A 22,108-nucleotide genomic window follows, 5' to 3' on the forward strand; every position below is an offset into this window, starting at 1 on the left:
ATTGATCGTGTTATCGAAGATTGATGCGTAGCACCGCAGCGCTGGCAAAGGGCAGCAAAGCGACGGTTGCGGCAGTGATCCCCGCCAACATAAGCAAGGGCGTTTGCGTTTCCATCCCCGTGGCACCGCGACGGGCAACCTCGGCCCCGAAGATAAGGGTTGGCACGTAAAGCGGCAGCACCAGAAGGGAAAGCAGCAAACCGCCACGTTTCAGACCAACGGTCAGCGCCGCGCCGAAGGTTCCGATAACGCTCATGGCCGGGGTTCCGATCAGCAGTGAAATCACCAGCCAGAAAAAACCCGGCACCGGCAGGTTCAGCAGCACGCCCAGAAATGGCGCGGCCAGAACCAGCGGCAGGCCCGTGGTCAGCCAGTGTGCCAGCGCCTTGATCGTCACGACAGATTCCAGTGGCAGGGGTGCGGTGGCCAGCAAATCCAGCGAACCATCCTCCCAATCCAGCGCCAGCAGACGATCCAGTGACAACAGGCACGCAAGCAATGCGCCCAGCCACAACACACCCGGCGCGATGGTTGACAGCAACGAGGACTGCGGGCCGACGGAGAACGGCACCAGCACCGTGACAATCAGGAAGAACGCCAGACCCAGACCGAATCCACCACCCGCGCGGAAGGCCAGTTTCAGGTCACGCAACAAAAGGGCGATCACAGAAAACCTCCGTCAAAATCGTCGATGGGTTTCGGTTTGGCCTTATTGGGGCCGACATCCAGCACCTCACCATCCAGGCCAAGGTCGATATGGGTGGCAATCAGGGCCGAACCGCCCTGTCGCAGATGCTCGCGCACGGCATCCGCAAACATTTTCACTGCATTGCGGTCGAGTGACACGGTGGGTTCGTCCAGCATCCAGATCGGACGTCCCGTCACCAGCATCCGAGCCAGACCCAACCGTCGTTTCTGACCGGCCGACAGATTGCCCGCTTGCCGGTCTGACAATTCATTCAGGTCGAACGCGTCCAGCGCTGGCTGAATACCGTTTGTCCCAAAAACAGCCGCCCAGAAGGTCAGATTCTCGGTCACGGTCAACGTAGGCTTTAACCCGTCCGAGTGAGAGGCATAGGCAATCTGGTCATCGGCCCCCTCAATCCGACCATGCAGCGGCGGCTGAAGGCCCGCCAGAGTACGCAGCAAGGTGGTTTTGCCGATCCCATTCGGACCGCGCAGTATCAACGCCTTGCCTGGCTCGAGGACGAAGTTCAACTCTTCGAGCACGGGCACGCCACCACGGGTGATGGCCAGATCGGATACGGTCAGTGTCATGGGGTTCCGCTTAGCCGATTGCCGCCAAAGGCAAAAGGTCGGATTTGCCGCAGGCCATGCGTCTGGCTCAGAGCGGCAACAGGGCCAGTGCAACGCGGCGGCCTTCGGACAGCAATACGTTGTATGTGCGACAGGCCGCAGGCGAATTCATGATCTCGACACCCATTCCTGCTTCTTCCAGTGTGATCCGCAGTTCCGCAGGGATATGAGACAGGTCCGCGCCCGTACCGATGAACAGAACGTCCACATGGTCGGACAATTCCAGCAACGTTGATTGATCGGAATATCCGCCCCAGGCTACTGTTCCGGTGGGGCCGGTCAGAACGGCCCCTTCATGAACCTGCCCGCCGATGCGGAAAAAGCCCGGCCCATACCCATCGATTGGAACGGCGTTGTTGTAGGTGATTTCGTTCAGGCGCATGAGGGTCTTCTAGCCCCAAAGTGGCAGGCCCGACAAGGCCGCAACCGCAATCGCCAGATAGGACGCCCCGCGATACAGCTTTTCCTGTTCAGGTCGAAACAGCCAGCCGCCCAGCCAGTTCCCCGCCATGTTCGGGATCGCCAATAACAGGCCAAGAACACTGGCCATCAGTGTGACGCGCCCCATCCCCAAAAGATACCCGAGGATCAGGAAGTCAAAGGCAAAGAGAAACAGAAGGATCGTCGCGCGTATCACCTCAACCGGCAGCGGACGGGCCATGTAGAACAAAATCACAGCCGGGCCGGGTATCCCCGCGACTCCTCCCAATAGCCCTGCCATGCCGCCAATAAAGGCGACCATCGCTCGCGATACCTGGCCCCGATAACGCAGGCCCAGGATCAGGATCATCACCATAGACAGTGAAATCAGGCTGACCGCATAGCGAAAGACTTCGGGCGCGACCTGCGTCAGCAACCACAGACCAACTGGCAGGATCAGGGCACAGCCGACCAGAAGGCGTACAAGGTCCGGTTTGCTGACCGCGCGCCAGGCCCGGCGCAGGTTGGGCAACGGGCCGAATATATCCATGAAGGTGAGCGCGACTAGGGCGCTGAATGGGTTCAGGTACTGGCCCGCGACCGGCAGAAAGATCAATGCGGTTCCAAATCCGGAAAATCCGCGCACCAACCCTCCCATGAAGGCCGCCAGCGCGATGATGGCCAGCCCCGAAGGGGACTGGCCGAAATACTCAGGCATCGATGTTGGCAAACTGGTTGCCCGCCGTATTCGACGGTTTCGACCAGTCGCGTTTGACACCCAACCACAGCAGGATTGTCGAGGCCACGAAGACCGAGGAATACGTCCCCACGATCACGCCCCAGATCATCGCAAAGACAAAACCGCGGATCACGTCCCCGCCCAGCACATAGAGCGAGATCAAGGCCAACAGTGTGGTGACCGAGGTCATCACTGTCCGGCTGAGCGTTTCGTTGATCGAGATGTTCAGGACCTCTTTCAGATCCTTCTTCTTGTACTTCCGCAAGTTCTCGCGAACCCGGTCGAAGACCACAACGGTGTCATTCAGCGAGTAACCCACAATGGTCAAAAGCGCCGCAATGATGGCCAGGTCAAAGCGGATCTGAAGCTCTGAGAATATCCCGATGGTCAGGATCACGTCATGGACCAGCGCGGCGACCGCACCCAACGCGAATTGCCATTCGAACCGCAGCCAGATGTAGACCAGCACCGCGCCAATGGCGAGCATCACCGCGATGACGGCAGTTTGGATCAACTCGCCCGAGACTTTTGGACCAACGGATTCGACAGAAACGAACTCGATGTCCGGAGCAGCGGAAACCAGCGCCTCTTCCACAGCCGAGATTGTCGCCGCAGAGACGGCTTCGGCATCAGCCTGTGCCTGTATGCGGATCATTGCCACGTTTTCATCCGGGCCGAAGGTGGGGTCAAAAATCTCGGTGATTGTCACATCACCCAGTTCCAACGGCGAAATAGCGTCGCGATAGGCACCGACATCGATTTCCTGAGCGGATTGCGTGCGGATCGTGGTCCCGCCTCGGAAGTCGATACCGAAGTTCAGCCCCTGCAAAAGGAAGGACGTAAAGGCGATCACCATCATCAGGCCGGAGATTCCCAGCCAAATCTTCCAGCGGCTGAAGAAATCGAACGAGGTGTTTTGCGGTACGAGTTTCAGTCTCATGTCAAACCTCGATCATTTTCGGACGGCGGCGTTCAAACCACATGACGATCATCAGGCGTGTCACGAAGATCGCGGTGAAGACCGATGTCAGAATGCCCAGCCCCAGAGTAATCGCGAAGCCGCGCACAGGGCCACTGCCCATGGCAAACAGGATCGTTGCCGTGATGAACGTCGTCACGTTGGCGTCCAGAATCGCGGACAGTGCCTTTTCATAGCCCAACTCGATAGCGCGCGCAGGACCTTTGGCGGATTTCAGTTCCTCGCGAATACGTTCAAAAATCAGCACGTTGGCGTCCACCGCCATACCCACTGTAAGAACGATCCCCGCTATACCCGGCAAGGTCAGTGTGGCCCCGATCAGAGACAGCAATCCAAACAGCAGCCCCACATTGATGATCAGCGCGATATTGGCAAAGACCCCGAACAGGCCGTAACTGAGAGCCATGAAGGTCAGTACTGCGGCAAAGGCCACAATGGTGGCAACCTTACCGGCGTCGATGCTGTCCTGTCCAAGTTCCGGGCCAATGGTGCGTTCTTCAAGGAACTCCAACCCCGCTGGCAACGCACCGGCGCGCAGCAGGACGGCCAGATTGGTGCTTTCCTCTACGGTGAAATTGCCCGTGATGATACCCGAACCGCCTGGGATGTGGCTTTGGATCACCGGGGCTGAAATGACTTCATCATCCAGAACGATGGCAAAGGGCGCGCCGATGTTTTCCAACGTGTAGTCACCGAATTTCCGCGCCCCGGTCGTGTTGAATCGAAAGTTGACCGCCGGACGGCCGTTCTGGTCGAACGCGGGTTGCGCGTCCACCAACTCTTCGCCGGTAACGACAGACGCGGCTTCAATGGTGTAATACACGCCGCTTTCGTCAATTGACGGAACCACTTTTTCGCCGATCCCTGGAACTGTGTCCGGGTCCGTGCCGCGTCCAGCGACAGGATTGAAGGTTAACTGAGCTGTGGTCCCGATGATCTCTTTCAACTCGCCTGCACTGCCGATGCCCGGCACCTGAATCAGGATACGGTCGGCGCCCTGACGCTGAATAGTCGGCTCGCGCGTACCGACCTCGTCAATCCGGCGACGCACGATTTCCAGCGATTGACGCACTGTACGGTCGTCCGATGCCAGCTTCTCGGCTTCGGACAACTGCACAACGATCGTGTCGCCTTCGGCCCGCGCCTCAATATCGGTTGCACCGACGCCGGTCAGCGTCTGCACCTGACGGGCAAGACCGCGCACAACTTCCAGGGCTCTGGATATCCCTTCGGGCTGGCTGATCTTGATGCGAATCTCGTCCGGGTCCGAGGGTTGCTTGCGGATGGTGCCAACGGTGGCGCGCTCGTCACGCAGCGCATCGCGAATTTCGGGCCACATGGCCTCCATCCGGGATTCGTAGACGTCAGCGACTTGTACTTCGGCCAGCAGATGCGCGCCGCCTCTCAGGTCGAGCCCCAGATTGACCAGTGATGACGGCAGCCAGTTTGGCCACTGCGCTGCCTCGGCCTGCATTTCAGGGGTGTCGATGCCAAGCTCGATCGCGGCCTTGGCATCGTTTGATTGTTCGACGCGCGTGTAAAACGCATTCGGCAGGGCCATGAACAAGCCGGTCACGCAGACCGCCCAGATCAGAACCCGCTTCCAGGTGTCAATTTGCAGCATTACCCTGCCTTTTCAAGGGATTGTGGCGTGACGTTACTTCGCCGGTTCGGTCTTGTTCAGAACCTGGGCAATGGTTGCCTGAACCACACGCACCTTGACCCCTTCAGCGATCTCGACCTCGATCTCGCCGTCATCCTTGACCTTGGCCACTTTGCCGATCAGGCCGCCCTGCGTGACTACCTGATCCCCGCGACGCAGCGCTTCTACCATCGCTTTGTGTTCTTTCATCTTTTTCTGCTGCGGGCGGATCAACAGAAAATACATGATCCCGAAAATCAGGATCAGCGGGAGAAACTGGGCAATTGCGCCACCTTCCATGGGATATTCCTTTGTTCAGATCTTGCGGCATCGTTCCGCAAATTTGGCGGGAACCTATGCCTTGAACAGGACGTTTGCAAGCAAAGGTGGCACGGCAACGCACCTTGGCGACCGTGCCGTGCCAAAGGATCAGGAAAAGCGTTGCAGATATGCCCTAGGCACAGTGTCCGACTCGGTTATAGTCGCTGTGTAGGGGGACCAATGACAAAGCCGTTCAAGCCATTCCTTTTGCTGTCTTATTTTCTCACGTCACTTGTGCTGAGCCTGTGGCTGGCAACATCTCTCTTGGCGCAGGAAGCAATACCGGTTGAACCGGAATCCGAGGTCGAAGACTCCGATGCGTTCATGGCACCGGTCATCGTGGATGGGGACATCCTGTTTCAGGTCCGCGGCTCAAGCGCGTTGCCTGCCCCGGAACGTGCGGAAGATGTACAGAACAAAATAATCGAAGTCGCCGAGGCCTCTGACGCCGCGACCGTAGACATCACGTACCAAGAGACGGAACTGGGAATTTGGATTCTGGCGGGCGGCACAAGGATTTCCATCGTGACCGATGCGGACGCCGAACTGGATCAGATGGATCTCAGCGTCGTGAGCGTCCTGCACGGGAACGCAATCAAAGAGGCCATTGAGGGATATCGCGCTAACCGGACGGAACAGGCCCGCGTATCCGGTGCCATCGAAGCAGCCGGATGGACCTTGGTATTCGTGCTCTTCGTCGTGGTGATCCTTTGGCTGCACCGCCGCATCAGACGGCGCACGCTGCGGTTCGTACAGCGCTACTTAAAGGATGTGGAGACGGCCACAGCCGAACATGTGCAGGCAGAGGCGATGGCCGCGCTGATCCGGTACGGGCTGAACTTCATTCTGCTCATCGTCTTTTTTCTGGGGTTCTACTATTATCTGTCCTTCATATTGCTGGCCTTTGCCGAAACCCGGTATTTTGCCCAGCTGTTGCTGACCTATCTGACCGAGCCGGTCCTGCAGATCGCCCAGGGCATAATCAGCTATTTGCCCAACCTGATCATGCTGGGGCTGATCACATGGGTTACCATGTACGTTATCAAGGGGATGCGCGTTTTCTTTAATGCCGTCGAAGCGGGAACCTTCGACCTTGGGGATTTCGAAAAGCACTGGGTCAACCCGACATTCAACATCGCACGAGTCGTCGTGATCCTCATCGCTCTGGTCTTCGCGGTTCCCTATATTCCGGGTTCGGATTCCGCTGCCTTTCAAGGTCTGACGATTCTGGTAGGGGCCATGTTGTCACTGGGCGCGAATTCGGTCGTTTCCAACATGCTTGCAGGCCTGTTCGTCATCTATCGACGATCGACCTCGATCGGGGACCGCATTCAAATAGGTGAACATATTGGCGACGTCGTCGAGATCAAGCTGATGGAGACACATCTGAAATCCATCAAGAACGAGTTGATTTCGATTCCCAACGCGCAGTTGATGAATTCCGACGTAATCAATTTTTCGAAAAAAACCGATGGCAGCGGCCTGTTGCTGCACACCACCGTTGGGATCGGTTACGAAGAACCACCGCAAAAGGTCGAGGCGATGCTGGTCGAGGCTGCGCACCGCACCAAGGGGATCAAGGCCAAACCGGAACCCTTCGTGCTGTGGACCGCGCTGGCCGATTACGCGATCAACTATCAGATCAACGGCTACACAACGCGCGGCAGCATCATACCGAAGATCCGGTCGGACCTGCATCGCAACATCGTTGCCGTATTCAACGAGAATAACGTGCAGATCATGACACCGTCCTATATGGCGGACCCACCCGAGCCGAAAATACCGGCCGAGGAATGGGATGGTCACCTGGCCCACGAATCCGAAGAGGATGCCGGAAAGTAAGTGTTATTTGCTTTACCGGTGCTACACCCTTCCCTCCATATGGTGCATAAGCGGCTCTAGTGATTCACGCATTCAAGGATCTGAGACATGCACGACATCCGCGCCATTCGCGAAAACCCCGATGCCTTCGACGCCGCCCTCGCGCGCCGTGGAGATGCGCCGGTGTCGTCAGACCTGCTGCGACTGGACGAAAGCCGCCGGGCCAAGATTCTTGCCGCCGAAACCGCTCAGGCCGAACAGAACAAGGCCAGCAAAGAGGTTGGCGCCGCCAAAGGGCGCGGCGACGAAGCTGAGTTCGAACGCCTGCGCGCGCTTGTGGCCGAGAAAAAGGCCGAAGTCGCCCGGATGCAGACCGAAGCCAAGGATCTGGACGCCCTTTTGACCGATCAACTGGCGCGCATCGCCAACCTGCCTGCCGAGGATGTGCCGCAGGGCGACGACGAGGACGACAATGTCGAGGTCAATCGCTGGGGCACCCCGCGCGAGTTCGATTTCGCGCCGAAGGAACATTATGAGATCCCCGCTGTTGCCGCCGCAATGGATTTCGAAACGGCCGCCAAGACCAGCGGCAGCCGCTTTGTGAACCTGTCCAAAGGCGTCGCCCGCATTCACCGCGCTTTGGCACAGTTCATGCTGGACACGCATATCGACAAGAACGGCCTGACCGAAACCCAGACGCCCGTTCTGGTCCGCGATGAGGCGATGTACGGCACCGATAAGCTGCCGAAATTCGGTGATGACAGCTATCAGACGACAAACGGCTGGTGGCTGATCCCGACCTCAGAAGTCACGCTTACCTATTCGGTAGCGGGTGACATTCTGGATGAGGCCGCCCTGCCCGTCCGAATGACGGCCCACACAGTTTGTTTCCGGTCCGAGGCCGGCAGCGCCGGTAAGGACACCGCCGGAATGCTGCGCCAGCACCAGTTTGAAAAGGTCGAGATGGTCTCGGTCACTCATCCAGACAAATCGGACGAGGAACAAAAGCGCATGTTGCGCTGTGCCGAGGATCTTCTGGAACAGTTGGGCATTCCCTATCGCACCGTCGTCTTGTGCACCGGTGATATGGGTTTTGGCGCGCGCCGCACGTTTGACATCGAAGCCTGGCTCCCCGGCCAGAACACCTATCGCGAGATCAGCTCGGTTTCGACCACCGGCGATTTTCAAGCCCGCCGCATGAACGCCCGCTTCAGGCCCGAAGCTGGCGGCAAGCCGGAATACGTTCACACGCTGAATGGCTCTGGTCTGGCAGTGGGGCGTTGCCTGATTGCGGTGCTTGAAAACGGCCAGAACGCAGACGGCACCGTAACTTTGCCCGAGGTTCTGACCCCCTATCTGGGTGGAAAGCTGACACTGCAAACAGACGGCAACCTGGCATAAGAAAAACCGGCCACCCGCTGGGGCGCCGGTTTTTTTCACAAGGCGGAGAAAAATTACTTCTTCGCCTTTTTCTTATCTTTCTTTTTGTCGGCCTTCTTTTTGTCGTCCTTTTTGGACTTCTTAGACTTTTTGCCTTTCTTGGACTTCTCCTTGACCTTTTCTTTGGCTTTCTTGAATGCAGCCTCCATCTCGGATTTCTTTCTGGCGGCCTTTTCTGCCTTGGCTTTGGCTTTGGCTTTTTTCTTGGCTTTGGCCTCGGCTGCTGCCAATTCGGCTGCCAATTCAGCTGCCGCGCGCTCCTCAGCGGCTTTCCGTTCCGCTTCGGCCTTTTTTGCTGCGGCTATTACCCGCGATGTCATCGGACGCGCAGTCGGTTTGCGGGCTGGAGCGCGCCGGGTCGTGGACTTGGCCGCAGGTTTTGCCGCCGCCGCCTCTTTTGCCGCCGAGATCAAAATAGAAGCCCGAGCCGTACCAATGCGCGGCACCTTGACCAGTTCCTCAGGTTTGGCCTTGGCCAGTTCTTCGGCTGTTTTGTAGCCATTTGCGCTGAGGGCCTGTGCCAGCGCTTTTCCTACGCCGCGCACATCGGTTACTGCGGTCATTGCGGGTCCTTTCGTTATCTCCTCATGCACACGTATATACGAGGCATATACACCTGCGCAAGTGTGCGCGGCGCTTATAATCGTTGACCTCAGCCGCTTTGGGCCAATTGCCGGCCCGAAGCCTTTTTCGGGAATGGGACCAGGCGTTTTGCGTCCTCGTCCCAAAGTTTAAGGTTCAGGGCCGCCACAGCCTCGGGGAACTTGATCCGGCGCGGCGTGTATTCGGGCGGCAGGTTATAGTGGCAGGCACGCAGTCGATAGGACGGGATCCGCGCATTGAAATGATGGATGTCGTGCAGTGTGATGCAAGCCACCGCGTTGTCGAACCACCACCCGAAATCCAACGCTGACGACCCTTCCAACGCGGCCAGCTTCGGATCCAGATCCGGGCGACGGTCCCAATAGGTGTCCTCGAAATTGTGCTGCAGGTAGACCAGAAAAACGCCCAGCATTCCGCCCAGCAGCGAGAACACAAGCCAGACCAGAATGCCAGTTGATCCGGCGATCAGGTATAGCAGGCCAAGGAACACCACGATTGAAAGGTTGTGCAGCAACACACCCTTCACTCCAAAGCGGACGGTGTTCTTGGGCCAGCGATAGCGGATGAAATAGGTGAACAGTGCTCCTACCGGAACCAGAATGAACGGATTGCGATAAAGCCTGTAGAACAGGCGCTTTTTCCAATCAGCCTCATTCCATTCCCGCAGGGTCATCGTATGGATTTCCCCGGTTTCGCGGTGTTCCAGATTGCCAATACCAGCATGATGCAGGTTGTGGTTCTGTTTCATCACTTCGAATGGGGCAAAGGTGAACGGAGACAACCCGTGCCCAGCCCACTCGTTTTGTGTTCGCGTCTCGAACAACGAGTGATGGCCGCAATCGTGTTGCAGCACATAAAGACGTACAGCGGAGAAGGCGAACACCACGCCAGCGGGAACCATGATGTACCAGCGATCAACGTAGACAATCGCCAGCGCCAGTGATGCAAAGTAAACCGCGAAGGTCCCGAAATAGCTGAGAGCGGCCAGCCTGTTATCCTGAATTGCGTATTGCCTTGTGTAGTCTCTTAGGTCCATTCAGCTCGCTCCCCACGACGCCTTGGCACAAAGTCATATCCAAATTAGGCGCGGAATTTCCGCGTACAAGCAGCGCGTGCGCAAACAAATGCACGCGCCTGAATGCTAACGCGATGCCGAATGGCTGTCACGCCCCCACGGCTAAAATGCTGAAAATTGGCGCAGTTACGCGCGGCCCTTGAGATGTTTGGCCAGCGCGCCCGCGTTTTTCTTGCGCCGTCCCTTGTACGGGTTCTTGTCCCCTTGCCCGCGCAAGGTCAACCGGATTGGCGTCCCCGGCATGTCAAAGTCTTCGCGCAGCCCATTCACCAGATAGCGTGAATAGCTGTCCGGCATCTTGTCGGGATGTGAGCACATGACCACAAACCCTGGCGGACGGGTCTTGGCCTGGGTCATGTAGCGCAGTTTGATCCGGCGGCCCTGCGGCGCTGGGGGCGGATGCTGTTCCAGCATCGCGGTCAGCCAACGGTTCAAGGCAGCCGTCGGCACGCGACGGTTCCAGACATCATGGGCGCGCAAGATGGCGGCGCGCAGACGCTCCAGACCCCGGCCCGTTTTGGCGGAAACGGTTACCAGCGGCGCTCCGCGCAACTGTGGCAAAAGGCGGTCGAAGGATTCCTTCAACTCGCGCAGCTTTTCCTGCTTGTTGTCCTCGACATCCCATTTATTGACGGCGACCACGACGGCACGGCCTTCACGTTCAGCCAGATCGGCGATGCGCAGGTCTTGCTGCTCGAACGGAATGGCGGCATCCAACAGTACCACCACGACCTCGGCGAACTTGACCGCGCGCAGGCCGTCCGAGACCGAAAGCTTCTCAAGCTTTTCCTGCACCTTGGCCTTCTTGCGCATCCCAGCCGTGTCGAAAATCCGCATCGGCGTGCTGCTGCCATCAGGGTCCGCCCAATCGATCTGCAGGCTTATCGCATCTCGGGTGATCCCGGCTTCGGGACCGGTCAGCAGGCGATCTTCGCCGATGATCTTGTTGATCAAAGTAGATTTTCCGGCGTTCGGACGGCCAACAACGGCCACCTGCAGCGGTTTTGCCGCTGTGATCAGAGGGCTCTCGCCCTCGCCGTCTTCATCCAGTTCGATATCCGTCTCTGGGGCGTCGTCCTGCGCCTGTTCCTCGGCGGCATCCGCCAGAGGCATCAACTGCGCATAAAGGTCGGTCATCCCCTCGCCATGCTCACCCGACAGACGAACCGGTTCGCCCAGACCCAGATTGTAAGCCTCAAGCACTCCGGCATCAGCCGCGCTGCCCTCGGCTTTGTTGGCTGCCAGAATCACGTGCTTGGAGCGCTTGCGCAGGATTTCGGCGAACATCTCATCCGTCGGCGTCAGGCCAGCCCGGGCGTCGATCATGAACAGGCACACATCAGCCATGTCCACCGCTCGTTCGGTCAGCCGGCGCATCCGGCCTTGCAGGCTGTCGTCGGTCGCGTCCTCCAGCCCCGCCGTGTCGATCACGGTAAAGCGCAGATCGCCCAGACGTCCTTCGCCTTCGCGCAGGTCGCGCGTAACGCCGGGCTGGTCGTCGACCAAAGCCAGACGTTTGCCCACAAGGCGGTTGAACAGGGTGGATTTGCCCACATTCGGGCGCCCCACGATGGCGAGGGTCAGCGACATGATACTCAACTTTCAAGACTCAGACGCGCCCTTTAGCGCATCTTGTCGTCAACGGAAAGCGTGTAGATCACCTTTGGTCGAGACCACATACAGCGTCTGCCCGGCCACGACGGGCGTGGTCGTTGCCCCGCCCGGCACCTCGGCCTGATAGACAAGTGAGCCATCAACCGGGTTGAAGAACCGCAGGAAGCCGTCATTCGAGGCCACGACAATACGCCCACCCGCCAGGATCGGCCCGTAATGCGCATAGATCGCGCCGCGACGACCCGGCTTGTCCTTGACGAAACCGGGCAAGTCCTGCGCCCAGACGATCGAACCATCCGCCGCGTTCAGGCGGACCAGTTGGTTGCGGTCGCTGATCAGAAACACGCTGTTGCCTGCGACCCAAACCGTGTCCACTGCACCTTCGGCGGCCGTCCAGTTCCGCTCGCCCGAACTGGCGTCAAATGACACGGTGCGGCCAGAGTGGTTGCCGATATAGATCGCATTGCCGACGACCATCGGCCCTCCGGTCACATCCACGACCTGCGCAGCCGCGCGCCCCCGGCGACCACCTGCGACCGATGCATTCCAGCGCCGGATGCCACCCTTGCGGAACGTGGCTGCAATATCACCTGAACCAAATGCAAAGACCGCGAGGTCCGAGGTCAGAACCGGGGCCGGAGCACCCAAGACATTGCCGACGCTGGGCGTACCGTCGATCTGCCAGGCAATGCGCCCGTCTTTGGTATTCACCGCCCAGCCGGTTTCGTCACCGGCCACCAGATAGAGCAGACCGCCGCTGACCAGCGGCGAACCACTGCCGGTCGCGTTCAACCGTTTTTGCCAACGCTGCGCGCCTGTCTTTGCGTCCAGGGCCGTCAGACGCCCGAAACCGGACGAAACATAAAGAACCCCTTCGGCATAGGCGAGGCCACCACCGGTGGCCTGGTTGTCTTTCTCGGATGGTGGGATCAGATTGGTGCTCCAGGCGACCTGCCCCTGTGGCGTGACGGCGGTGACGGTCGCTCCGGAATCGAGCGTGTAAATCAGGCCGCCCGCGACAACCGGTTCTGCCGTAATCCGTTGTTTGCGCGAATCCCCGGCACCGATCGATGTAGACCAGACACGCTGTGGTGTAGAGCCAAGCGCCGCATTTGTCGTCCGGAACGCGGGTGTTCCAGGGCTTTGCGCCCAACTGGCATTCCGTGACTGGGCAGGCAGGCTGATTGGCTTGGCCCCTTGGGTTTCGACAGTTTCGTTATCCTGAACAGACCGGATGTCTTCACGGGCACCAGGTAGTATGACTTCGGGTTCCTGACAGGCACTCAGCGTGGTCAGGGCAATCACAGCAGCGGGCATCCCAAAGCCTGAGAAAAATCTTGTTACCATCTTTGTTCGAACTCGCCTGTCTGTTTCCCTGGTTCCGCCGCCCGATCAGCCCTGCTGTCCTGCAACCGGAGCAGGCTCGCCACCCAGCGCGATGATCAGCTGCGCAGCGCGCTGTTGCAGATCGACACCCGCCTCAGCGTCCTGCCGCAACGCCTGCAAGCGGTCCATCGCCGCCTGCGTTTCGCCCTCGGCCACATCGATCAGTGCCAATTGCTCCTCTGCCAGCAGACGCAAGGGCGCGCCGGGCACGGCCAGAGCCTCGAATTGCTGACGACGGTCCGCCACGGGCATAGTATCGCCTTGCAGCAGCAATGCCTTGAAAGACGCAATGGCACGGTAGATTTCGGGCAGATCGCCCTGCACCGCAATGGCGTTCAGGCTGGCCACTGCGTCCTGCCGCGACCCGGCTTCGATCTGCGAAGCGGACAGCAGCATATTCAGCACCGCCTCTCCACCCGGCGATTGCGTCTCGATCCCCTCAAGGCTGGCCGCCCGTTCGGTCGAGTCGTTTTCGGCCAGCGAGGACAGAATCGCATCACCCAATGCTTCGGCCTGCGCGGCGTCGCGTGCTTTGCGGTATTCATTGAAGGCCGCACCACCCACAATGGCGATGACGGCGATGACCCCGACCCATCCCCAACGGCGCAAAAGTTGGTACATTCGGTCGCGGCGCACCTCTTCGGTGACTTCTTCAATGAAACTGTCGGCGTCGCTCATCCCTGCCCCCAGGCTACGTGTCTGGCTTTCTAGCGCCATGTCATACCCCGCCGCCACCGGCAAGCCAAGTGCCCGAATTTACGCATTTGCGCCGACTGGCGTGGCACTTGCCAAAAAAAGTAAACCGAACTATTCAGTTCAGTATGGACAAGTCCGCAACCTGACCCCATTTGAAAGCTAATACGCCAATGTCAGGTTGGCCGCAAAATCTGGAAAGGCACCACATGCGTTTGATTTCATTTGTCAACGCCGTATTGGTAATTATTGCATTGTATTTCCTCGTGTTCGAGCGCGACGCGTTGTTTGCTTTTGCCGGTCGCGGCGATGATCAGGCCGAAGCCCCAACTGAGACTGCATCGGAGACCCTTGCACAGGCGCCCGGCACGATCGGCGTGATCGCCTTGCGCTCGACCGCGCGCGAAATCGGCAGCGCCGTTCAGTTGCGCGGCCAGACCAAGGCGAACCGTCAGGTCGAAGTTCTGGCCGAGACGACGTCGACCGTGTTGTCCGACCCAAAGCGTAAAGGTGCTTTCGTCGAGACCGGAGATCTGTTGTGCGAACTTGATCCCGGCACCCGTCCGGCGAGCTTGGCCGAAGCTAAAGCGGCATTGCTTGAAGCCGAAAGCCGCGTCCCCGAGGCCGAAGCCCGCCTGCAAGAGGCCCATGCCCGACTGGCAGAAGCGGAAATCAACCTGAAGGCCGCGCGAAAGCTGTCGGAAACCGGGTTCGGGTCGGAAACCCGTCGGATTTCGAGCGAGGCGGAGATGAGCAGCGCGCAAGCGGGAATCAAGTCCGCCGAAGCCGGTCTGGAAGCAACGCAGGCCGGGATCGAGGCTGCGCAGGCCGCGGTCGCCGCAGCTCAACGCGAAATGGACCGGCTTACCATCGAAGCTCCGTTCAAAGGCCTGCTGGAAAGCGACGCGGCCGAACTGGGCAGCCTGATGCAGCCGGGATCGCTATGCGCGACGGTTATCCAGTTGGACCCGATCAAGTTGGTGGGCTTTGTTCCGGAAACCGAAGTGAACCGGATTGTTGTCGGCTCAATGGCGTCGGCGCAGCTGGTTACCGGGCTGCAGGTCGAGGGGCGCGTAACCTTCCTCAGCCGCTCGGCGGATGAAACCACCCGCACTTTCGAGGTCGAGATTACCGTACCCAACCCGGAATTGCTGATCCGTGACGGCCAGACCGCAAATATCCAGATCGCGGCCGAAGGCGTGAAAGCACATCTGCTGCCGCAATCGGCCCTGACCCTGAACAACGAAGGTAAGCTGGGTGTTCGTACGGTCGGCGCCGGTGATGTGGTCGGCTTCGTTCCGATCCAGTTGCTGCGCGACACCGCCGAAGGCGTCTGGGTCGGCGGTTTGCCGGAAACGGCCGACGTCATCGTGGTCGGTCAGGAATTCGTAACCAGCGGCGTCACGGTTGCGCCCACCTATCAGGAAGCGTCTAAATGACGGGTATTGTCAGTTGGGCCGCTGGCCGGGCCCGAATGGTCATCGCCTTCATCGCGATCTCACTGATCGTCGGTGGGTTTGCCTATGTGAACCTGCCCAAGGAGGGCGAACCGGACATCGAGATACCGGCCTTGTTCGTGTCGGTCAGTTTCCCCGGAATCTCAGCAGAAGACAGCGAAAACCTTCTGATAAAACCGATGGAAACCGAACTGGCGGATCTGGACGGTCTGAAAGAAATGACCGCTACCGCCGCCGAAGGCTATGCCGGTATTGCGCTGGAATTCGACTTTGGCTGGGACAAGACGGCCATAACCGCGGACGTGCGCGATGCCATGAACACCGCGCAGGCCGATTTCCCGGATGGGGCGGAACAATACACACTGACCGAGATCAACTTCTCGGAATTCCCCATCGTTATCGTCAACCTGACCGGCGCTGTCCCTGAACGTACAATGGCCCGCATTGCCAAGGACTTGCAGGACGAGCTTGAGTCTCTGGATGCAGTTCTTGAGGCCGGAATCGCCGGTAACCGCGACGAGATGCTTGAGGTCGTCATCGACCCCCTTCGACTTGAGGCTTACAACGTCACCGCCGACGAACTGATCAACGTGGTTCGGAACAACAACCAGCTGATCGCGGCAGGTGAGGTGGAAACCGCGCAAGGGACATTTTCGGTCAAGATCCCTTCGTCCTTCAAAACCGCGCAGGACGTTTATGGTCTGCCGATCAAGGTCAACGGTGACCGGGTTGTGACGCTCGGTGAGCTTGCCCAGATCAACTACACGTTTGAAGACCGCGAAGGCACCGCGCGCTTTGACGGCGAACCGACGGTCGCTTTGCAGGTGGTCAAACGCAAGGGCTTCAACCTGATCGACACAGTTGCGCTGGTCAAAGAAACCGTCGCCGCCGCGCAGGCCAAATGGCCGCCCGAGATGCAGGCCGCCGTTGGTGTCGGCACATCCAACGACCAAAGCCGCATTGTGGGCTCCATGGTCAGCCAGTTGGAAGGCTCGGTTCTGACCGCGATTGCGCTGGTGATGATCGTGGTTCTGGCCTCGCTGGGCACGCGGGCCGCACTTTTGGTGGGTTTCGCAATTCCCACCTCATTCCTGCTGTGTTTCGCCTTCCTTGCCGTGATGGGCGTCAGCATTTCGAACATTGTGATGTTCGGCCTCATCCTTGCTGTGGGGATGCTGGTCGATGGTGCGATCGTGGTGGTGGAATACGCCGACAAGCGCATCAAAGAAGGCGTCGGCCCGATGCACGCCTATGTCGAGGCGGCGCAACGCATGTTCTGGCCCATCGTTTCGTCAACCGCGACAACCCTGTGTGCTTTCCTGCCCATGTTGTTCTGGCCCGGCGTACCGGGCGAGTTCATGGGAATGCTGCCGGTCACGCTGATCTTCGTTCTGTCGGCCTCGCTGATCGTGGCGCTGATCTACTTGCCGGTCATGGGTGGTGTTTCGGGCCGTCTGAGCCGAGTGTTCGACCGCACCTCGAACTGGCTGCGGGCCCGCACGCCCTGGTGGATGCGCGCGATCATGGTGCCGCCGTCGCTGTACATGATCTTCCTTGGCGCGATGCAGATGCTGAACCCGGATTACCTGTTGCCCGGAGGCTCATTCGCCGGTGCCCTGCTGTTCCTGTTCGGCGCTTTCGCCGGCTCGGTAACCCTGAGCGCCGCCAGAATCGAACGCCATGTCGAAGAGCGCGTGCACACGGCCAAGGAACACACACCTTTCGGCTATGTGATCAAGTTCCTCGTCGGCAACCCGATCATGCCGATTGTATCGCTCGTTGCAGTTGGCTTTGCCGTGTTCACTGTCATGACTGCCTATGGCGAGAACAACCGGGGCGTCGAGTTCTTCGTCGAAAGCGAACCGGAACAGGCCACTGCCTATGTCCGTGCACGCGGTAACCTGTCTCTGGCTGAAAAGGACGCGATGGTCCTGGCCGCCGAAAAGGTGATTGCTGCGCATCCTGCGGTGATCAATGTCTTTGCCTTTGCTGGCGAGGGCGGACTGAACCAGAACAACGGTGGGGCTCAGGCCCCGGCCGATACCGTGGGCCGCGTCCAGTTCGAAATCATTCCTTGGGAAGATCGTCCGAATATCTCGGAACCCGTTCTGGGTGGCCTGTTCGATCGGCACGTTGTGGCGCCGGACTATGATGGCGACTTTGTCATTGATCAGCTAAATGCAGAACTTGCGAAACTGCCCGGTATCGTGGTTGAAATCCTGGCACTGGAACAGGGACCAGCCTCGGCCAAGCCGGTGCATCTGCGCATTAAAGGTGACGGCTGGGAGGAACTGACCACCGCCACAGTCGCGGCACGCGAAGCTTTCGAACAAACGCCCGGTCTGATCAAGATCGAGGATACATTGCCCCTGCCCGGCATCGACTGGCAAATCGACGTCGACGTCGCGAAAGCGGGCCGCTTTGGCGCAGACGTTGCGACCGTAGGCGCCATGGTCCAGTTGGTCACGCGCGGTATCCTGTTGGGTGAGATGCGTCCGGACAGCACGGATGAAGAGATCGAAATCCGCGTTCGACTGCCCGAGAATGACCGGGTTCTGTCCACTCTGGATACGCTCAAAGTACGCACGCCGGACGGATTGGTCCCCCTGTCGAACTTTGTCACGCGTCAGCCGGTGCCGAAGCTTGCCGAGATCAACCGCGTAAATCAGCAGCGCTATTATGATGTTAAGGCCGATGTTGAACCCGGTTTGAACAAGGTTGTGATTGACGGCCCGGATGGAAGTGAACAACGACTGGCCGTCGTACGCGAAGTGGCCGAGGGATTGACCCCAACCAATGCAGTTGTCACCAGCACGGATGGCATAGACTATGAGCTTTTCCAACTGACCGAAGCCGAGAACGTTGGCGCCCTTCAGGCTGCAATAGACGGCGGCGAGGCCCGGTTTGCCCTTATCAATCCCAATGAGCGGATCTCGGTACTGACGGAATGGCTGCAAAGCGATCCGTTTGGCAACACCATCAGCTGGGAGTGGACCGGCGATCAGGAGGATCAGGAGGAATCCGGAGCCTTCCTCGTCAACGCCTTCATGGGCGCGCTGGGCCTGATGTTCGTGATCCTGCTGGCGCAGTTCAACTCGTTCTACAACTCGGTGCTGGTTCTGCTGGCCGTGGTATTGTCGACCACCGGAGTGCTGATCGGGATGATGGTCATGCAACAACCGTTCTCGATCATCATGACCGGTACCGGCATTGTGGCCCTGGCAGGGATCGTCGTGAACAACAACATTGTTCTGATCGATACCTATCAGGAATACAGCACCTACATGCCAAGGATCGAGGCGATTGTGCGCACGGCTGAATCGCGCATTCGACCGGTCCTGCTGACCACGCTGACCACGATGGCGGGTCTGACACCGATGATGTTCGGCTTGTCGCTGGATTTTATCAACGGCGGATACTCGATCGACAGCCCCACAGCGCTGTGGTGGAAACAGCTGGCCACTGCGGTTGTGTTCGGCCTGGGTATTGCCACCGTGCTGACGCTGATTGTAACGCCGTCCTTCCTGGCGTTGCGCGTGTGGGTGACCACATATGCCATCTGGCTGGGCAAACTGCTGGCGCGTGTGACAGCGGGTCGGGCGAGCAAGATCGCGCAGGACATGGCCATCGGCAGATCCGCGCGCAGCATGCAGACCACCGAAATCCTGTGGGATGGCGACGAGGTTCCGACCGGCCAAGACGGGACGGATCAGGAACCGCGCGATCCCCCATCCCATCCGCTCAAGGCTGCAGAATAAAAAAATGGCGAGCCCCAGGGCTCGCCATTTTCAAATCGGGGTCACGGATCAATCCGTAAAGACATACTCACCCAGGTCGCACAGATCCAGGCCATAATCCTCGGCTGTCGATCCATCCGAGAACTCTCCGCGGATGTCGTAGATACAGGTCGACAATCCGTCTGCGATCACAACATCGATCTCGTAACCCGGCGCGATGTACCCTCCGCGCAGCAGGTTACCTTCCCAGTCATTCGAAGATGCAGGTGAAACATTGAACCCGGTCAGGTCTGCGCTGCTTTCATTTGCCAGCAGAAACGTCAGGTCCTCGGCCTGAGCCGTGGACGCCAGAAACAAAACGCCAACAATCGGTGCTGCAAGAAATTTCTTCATCAAGGTTTCCTCTGTAATCGTGCCTCATCTCACGCGAACTGCGTGCCGCAGTTCGTGCACATCGGTAATATGTGATGGTGACACCCGGTCAACTAAATATTGCGACCAGGGATTTCGGGAGGCTTCCCCAAAAGTGATCGGTAGCGCAGCGCGATACCGGATTTAAGGGTGCAGCCGCGTCCAGGTCTGATGCGCGCATACAACGTGCTCGCATCCCCGCACGGAAAGTGAATTGCCGGACAAGGTCATTTGCGGGGAAACGTCAACGTTGATCATGGGGACCCAGAAATCACCACCCCCGTAGTTGCCACCGCCTTGGTTTGCCACATCCCAAAACAGTTTCTTTCCGATATTGGGCGTCTGCACTTCCTTGCCGGACGCATCATAGGCCGAGAGTATCTGCCCGCAGAATTTGTCGCCGCAGGCCGTGATTTTGATGTGAGAGGTCAGGTTCTTACGATCCGGTTCCGTCTTCCATACACCTTCGATCGGGTCGGCCGCGGCAGCAACCGCACCAATTAGCAAGGCCGCCAATGCCGGCAGAAACGTCTTTCGCAGTGATCCGCGCATGAGGAACCCTCCGCTGATCTGCGACCCATCATAGCATTTCTGAGCGGCTTCTTCACGCCGCCTGTGCGTCCGCCTGCTGCCGGCTCCAAAGCTGTGCGTACCGGCCCTCGCGCGACAGCAGTTCGTCATGCGTGCCCTGTTCGATGATCTCGCCACGTTCCAGCACGACGATCTGGTCCGCCTCTGCGATCGTGCTCAGGCGGTGGGCAATCGTAATCACCGTCCGCCCCTCACCTGCGCGCGCCAGAGCGTCCTTGATGTCCTGTTCCGTGTCGGTATCCAATGCCGAGGTCGCCTCGTCCAGCAACAGGATCGGTGGGTTCTTCAGCAGCGTCCGGGCGATGCCCACGCGCTGTTTTTCACCCCCGGACAGTTTCAATCCCCGCTCGCCCACCTTGGTATCATAACCCTCGGGCAACGAGACGATAAAATCGTGTATCTGGGCGGCCTTAGCGGCCTCTTCTACATCGGCTTGCGAGGCGCCTTCGCGACCGTAGGCAATGTTGTAGCGGATCGTGTCGTTGAACAGTACGGTATCCTGCGGCACTACGCCGATGGAAGAGTGCAAGCTGGTCTGAGTAACATCGCGCACATCCTGCCCATCGATCTTCAATGCCCCGCCGGTGACGTCATAGAACCGGAACAACAATCGGCCAATGGTGGATTTTCCCGACCCGGTCGCACCCACGATAGCCACGGTCTGCCCCGCCGGTACAGTCAGGGAAACACCTTTGAGGATTTCTCTGTCCGCCTCATAGCCAAACCGGACATTTTCCAGCGCGACCTCGCCGCCGGACACATTCAGGTCCGGTGCACCCGGTTTGTCGGTGACTTCAGCAGGTTGTTCGAGCAGGTCGAACATCTGCCCCATATCCACCAGTGACTGCCGGATTTCCCGATAGACCGTGCCCAGAAAGTTCAGTGGCACCGTGATCTGGATCATGTAGGCGTTTACCATCACGAAATCGCCCACTGTCAGCGACCCGTTCTGAACCCCGGTCGCGGCCAGAACCATGACGCCGATCAGACCGCATGTGATCAGAAAAGACTGACCAAAATTCAGAAACGCCAGCGAATAGGCCGTTTTCAAAGCCGCCTGCGCATAAGCTTTCATTGACACGTCATAACGATCAGCTTCGCGCGTTTCGGCGTTGAAATACTTGACCGTTTCGAAGTTCAGCAGGCTGTCGATGGCGCGTTGATTGGCCTCGGTGTCCTGATCGTTCATCTCGCGCCGCAGCTTCACGCGCCATTCGGTTATGGCAAAAGTGAACCAGATATAAAGCGCAATGGTGACGGCAACGACGACCAGGTACCAGACATCGAAAAGCCACATCAGGATGATCGCGACCAGCAACAGTTCCAGGATCAACGGTCCAATGGAAAACAGCAGGAACCGCAACAGGAATTCGACACCCTTTACCCCGCGCTCAATGATCCGGCTGAGGCCACCAGTGCGGCGGGTCACGTGATAGCGCATCGATAACTGATGGATATGCTGAAAGGTTTCCAGCGCCAGTGCACGCAGCGCCCTCTGTCCGACCGGTGCGAACAAGGCATCGCGCAATTGCTGGAACCCGACGGTCATCATGCGCGCAACGCCATAGGCCACGGTCAGGCCAACCGCGCCCAACGCCAATGGCGGAACGCCTTCGCCGGCCAGACTGTCCACCGCCCCTTTATACAGGATCGGCGTATAGACGGCGATCAGCTTGGCCAGAACCAGCATGACCATTGCCAGCACCACGCGACGTTTGACCCACGATTCGTCTTCGGGCCAAAGGTACGGCGCGACCTTGCGTATGGTGCGCCAGCCCGAGCGGTGTTCGTCTGGTGCGGGATTGTCGGCGGAATGCATCAGGGTGTTTGCCTTTTCACGTACCTTGTGCGGTCAGGGATAT

General features: G+C 58.9%; 19 protein-coding genes. 4 read left to right on the forward strand and 15 right to left on the reverse strand.

The window, feature by feature from the left end:
- Positions 1 to 10: 10 nt before the first annotated feature.
- The 7 genes from ccmB to yajC form a co-directional block, all read right to left on the reverse strand.
- The gene (gene ccmB, locus AC2TDJ_RS14655) at positions 11 to 667 is read right to left on the reverse strand and encodes a heme exporter protein CcmB (RefSeq protein ID WP_480531669.1); all 657 of its coding nucleotides are present in this window, start codon (positions 665 to 667) and stop codon (positions 11 to 13) included.
- Entirely contained in the window at positions 664 to 1,278 is a 615-nt protein-coding gene (gene ccmA, locus AC2TDJ_RS14660; protein ID WP_480843190.1) for a heme ABC exporter ATP-binding protein CcmA, read from the reverse strand. Before ccmA ends, ccmB begins: the two co-directional genes overlap by 4 nt.
- A 67-nt stretch (positions 1,279 to 1,345) precedes the next feature.
- A complete protein-coding gene (locus AC2TDJ_RS14665) occupies positions 1,346 to 1,699 on the reverse strand; it encodes an Mth938-like domain-containing protein (RefSeq protein WP_480843192.1) in 354 nt (117 codons plus the stop codon).
- 9 nt (positions 1,700 to 1,708) lie between these two features.
- Complete coding sequence (locus AC2TDJ_RS14670; protein ID WP_480843193.1) at positions 1,709 to 2,455, reverse strand: sulfite exporter TauE/SafE family protein; 747 nt, start codon at positions 2,453 to 2,455, stop codon at positions 1,709 to 1,711.
- Complete coding sequence (gene secF / locus AC2TDJ_RS14675; RefSeq protein ID WP_480843194.1) at positions 2,448 to 3,416, reverse strand: protein translocase subunit SecF; 969 nt, start codon at positions 3,414 to 3,416, stop codon at positions 2,448 to 2,450. Before secF ends, AC2TDJ_RS14670 begins: the two co-directional genes overlap by 8 nt.
- A gap of 1 nt (position 3,417) precedes the next feature.
- Positions 3,418 to 5,079, reverse strand: coding sequence for a protein translocase subunit SecD (gene secD / locus AC2TDJ_RS14680; RefSeq protein ID WP_480843196.1), 1,662 nt, complete (start codon positions 5,077 to 5,079; stop codon positions 3,418 to 3,420).
- A gap of 33 nt (positions 5,080 to 5,112) precedes the next feature.
- Positions 5,113 to 5,397: a preprotein translocase subunit YajC gene (yajC, locus tag AC2TDJ_RS14685; RefSeq protein ID WP_480843197.1), complete on the reverse strand. Its 285-nt coding sequence runs from the start codon at positions 5,395 to 5,397 to the stop codon at positions 5,113 to 5,115.
- Between the two features lie 201 nt (positions 5,398 to 5,598).
- Between yajC and AC2TDJ_RS14690 the strand changes: the two genes are divergently transcribed.
- Together AC2TDJ_RS14690 and serS are read left to right on the forward strand one after the other, a co-directional pair.
- Positions 5,599 to 7,260, forward strand: coding sequence for a mechanosensitive ion channel family protein (locus AC2TDJ_RS14690; RefSeq protein WP_480843199.1), 1,662 nt, complete (start codon positions 5,599 to 5,601; stop codon positions 7,258 to 7,260).
- Between the two features lie 87 nt (positions 7,261 to 7,347).
- Entirely contained in the window at positions 7,348 to 8,640 is a 1,293-nt protein-coding gene (serS, locus tag AC2TDJ_RS14695) for a serine--tRNA ligase (RefSeq protein ID WP_480843201.1), read from the forward strand.
- Positions 8,641 to 8,693: 53 nt separating this feature from the next.
- Here the strand turns inward: serS and AC2TDJ_RS14700 are convergent, their stop codons facing one another.
- The 5 genes from AC2TDJ_RS14700 to AC2TDJ_RS14720 all read right to left on the reverse strand — a co-directional run bounded on the left by AC2TDJ_RS14700 (position 8,694) and on the right by AC2TDJ_RS14720 (position 14,035).
- On the reverse strand, positions 8,694 to 9,242 hold the full coding sequence (locus AC2TDJ_RS14700) for a helix-hairpin-helix domain-containing protein (protein ID WP_480843203.1): 549 nt from the start codon (positions 9,240 to 9,242) through the stop codon (positions 8,694 to 8,696).
- An 89-nt stretch (positions 9,243 to 9,331) separates the two neighbouring features.
- Complete coding sequence (locus AC2TDJ_RS14705) at positions 9,332 to 10,318, reverse strand: fatty acid desaturase (RefSeq protein ID WP_480843205.1); 987 nt, start codon at positions 10,316 to 10,318, stop codon at positions 9,332 to 9,334.
- Between the two features lie 165 nt (positions 10,319 to 10,483).
- Positions 10,484 to 11,947: a ribosome biogenesis GTPase Der gene (gene der, locus AC2TDJ_RS14710; protein ID WP_480843207.1), complete on the reverse strand. Its 1,464-nt coding sequence runs from the start codon at positions 11,945 to 11,947 to the stop codon at positions 10,484 to 10,486.
- A 48-nt stretch (positions 11,948 to 11,995) separates the two neighbouring features.
- Positions 11,996 to 13,318, reverse strand: coding sequence for a PQQ-like beta-propeller repeat protein (locus tag AC2TDJ_RS14715; RefSeq protein WP_480843209.1), 1,323 nt, complete (start codon positions 13,316 to 13,318; stop codon positions 11,996 to 11,998).
- Positions 13,319 to 13,363: 45 nt separating this feature from the next.
- Positions 13,364 to 14,035, reverse strand: coding sequence for a hypothetical protein (locus tag AC2TDJ_RS14720; protein WP_480843211.1), 672 nt, complete (start codon positions 14,033 to 14,035; stop codon positions 13,364 to 13,366).
- Between the two features lie 224 nt (positions 14,036 to 14,259).
- On the opposite strand from AC2TDJ_RS14720, the gene AC2TDJ_RS14725 reads away from it, so the two are divergent.
- Positions 14,260 to 15,489 carry an efflux RND transporter periplasmic adaptor subunit gene (locus AC2TDJ_RS14725; RefSeq protein ID WP_480843213.1) on the forward strand — a complete coding sequence of 410 codons (1,230 nt, stop codon included), beginning with the start codon at positions 14,260 to 14,262 and terminating at the stop codon, positions 15,487 to 15,489.
- Positions 15,486 to 19,265: an efflux RND transporter permease subunit gene (locus AC2TDJ_RS14730; RefSeq protein WP_480843215.1), complete on the forward strand. Its 3,780-nt coding sequence runs from the start codon at positions 15,486 to 15,488 to the stop codon at positions 19,263 to 19,265. Before AC2TDJ_RS14725 ends, AC2TDJ_RS14730 begins: the two co-directional genes overlap by 4 nt.
- 48 nt (positions 19,266 to 19,313) lie before the next feature.
- Here the strand turns inward: AC2TDJ_RS14730 and AC2TDJ_RS14735 are convergent, their stop codons facing one another.
- The 3 genes from AC2TDJ_RS14735 to AC2TDJ_RS14745 all read right to left on the reverse strand — a co-directional run bounded on the left by AC2TDJ_RS14735 (position 19,314) and on the right by AC2TDJ_RS14745 (position 22,065).
- Positions 19,314 to 19,637: a hypothetical protein gene (locus tag AC2TDJ_RS14735; RefSeq protein WP_480843217.1), complete on the reverse strand. Its 324-nt coding sequence runs from the start codon at positions 19,635 to 19,637 to the stop codon at positions 19,314 to 19,316.
- A 162-nt stretch (positions 19,638 to 19,799) separates the two neighbouring features.
- Positions 19,800 to 20,207: a DUF2147 domain-containing protein gene (locus AC2TDJ_RS14740; RefSeq protein ID WP_480843218.1), complete on the reverse strand. Its 408-nt coding sequence runs from the start codon at positions 20,205 to 20,207 to the stop codon at positions 19,800 to 19,802.
- A gap of 52 nt (positions 20,208 to 20,259) precedes the next feature.
- A complete protein-coding gene (locus AC2TDJ_RS14745) occupies positions 20,260 to 22,065 on the reverse strand; it encodes an ABCB family ABC transporter ATP-binding protein/permease (protein WP_480843220.1) in 1,806 nt (601 codons plus the stop codon).
- Between the last annotated feature and the right edge of the window lie 43 nt (positions 22,066 to 22,108).

The sequence above is a fragment of the Ruegeria sp. HKCCD6647-2 genome, from assembly GCF_057221075.1.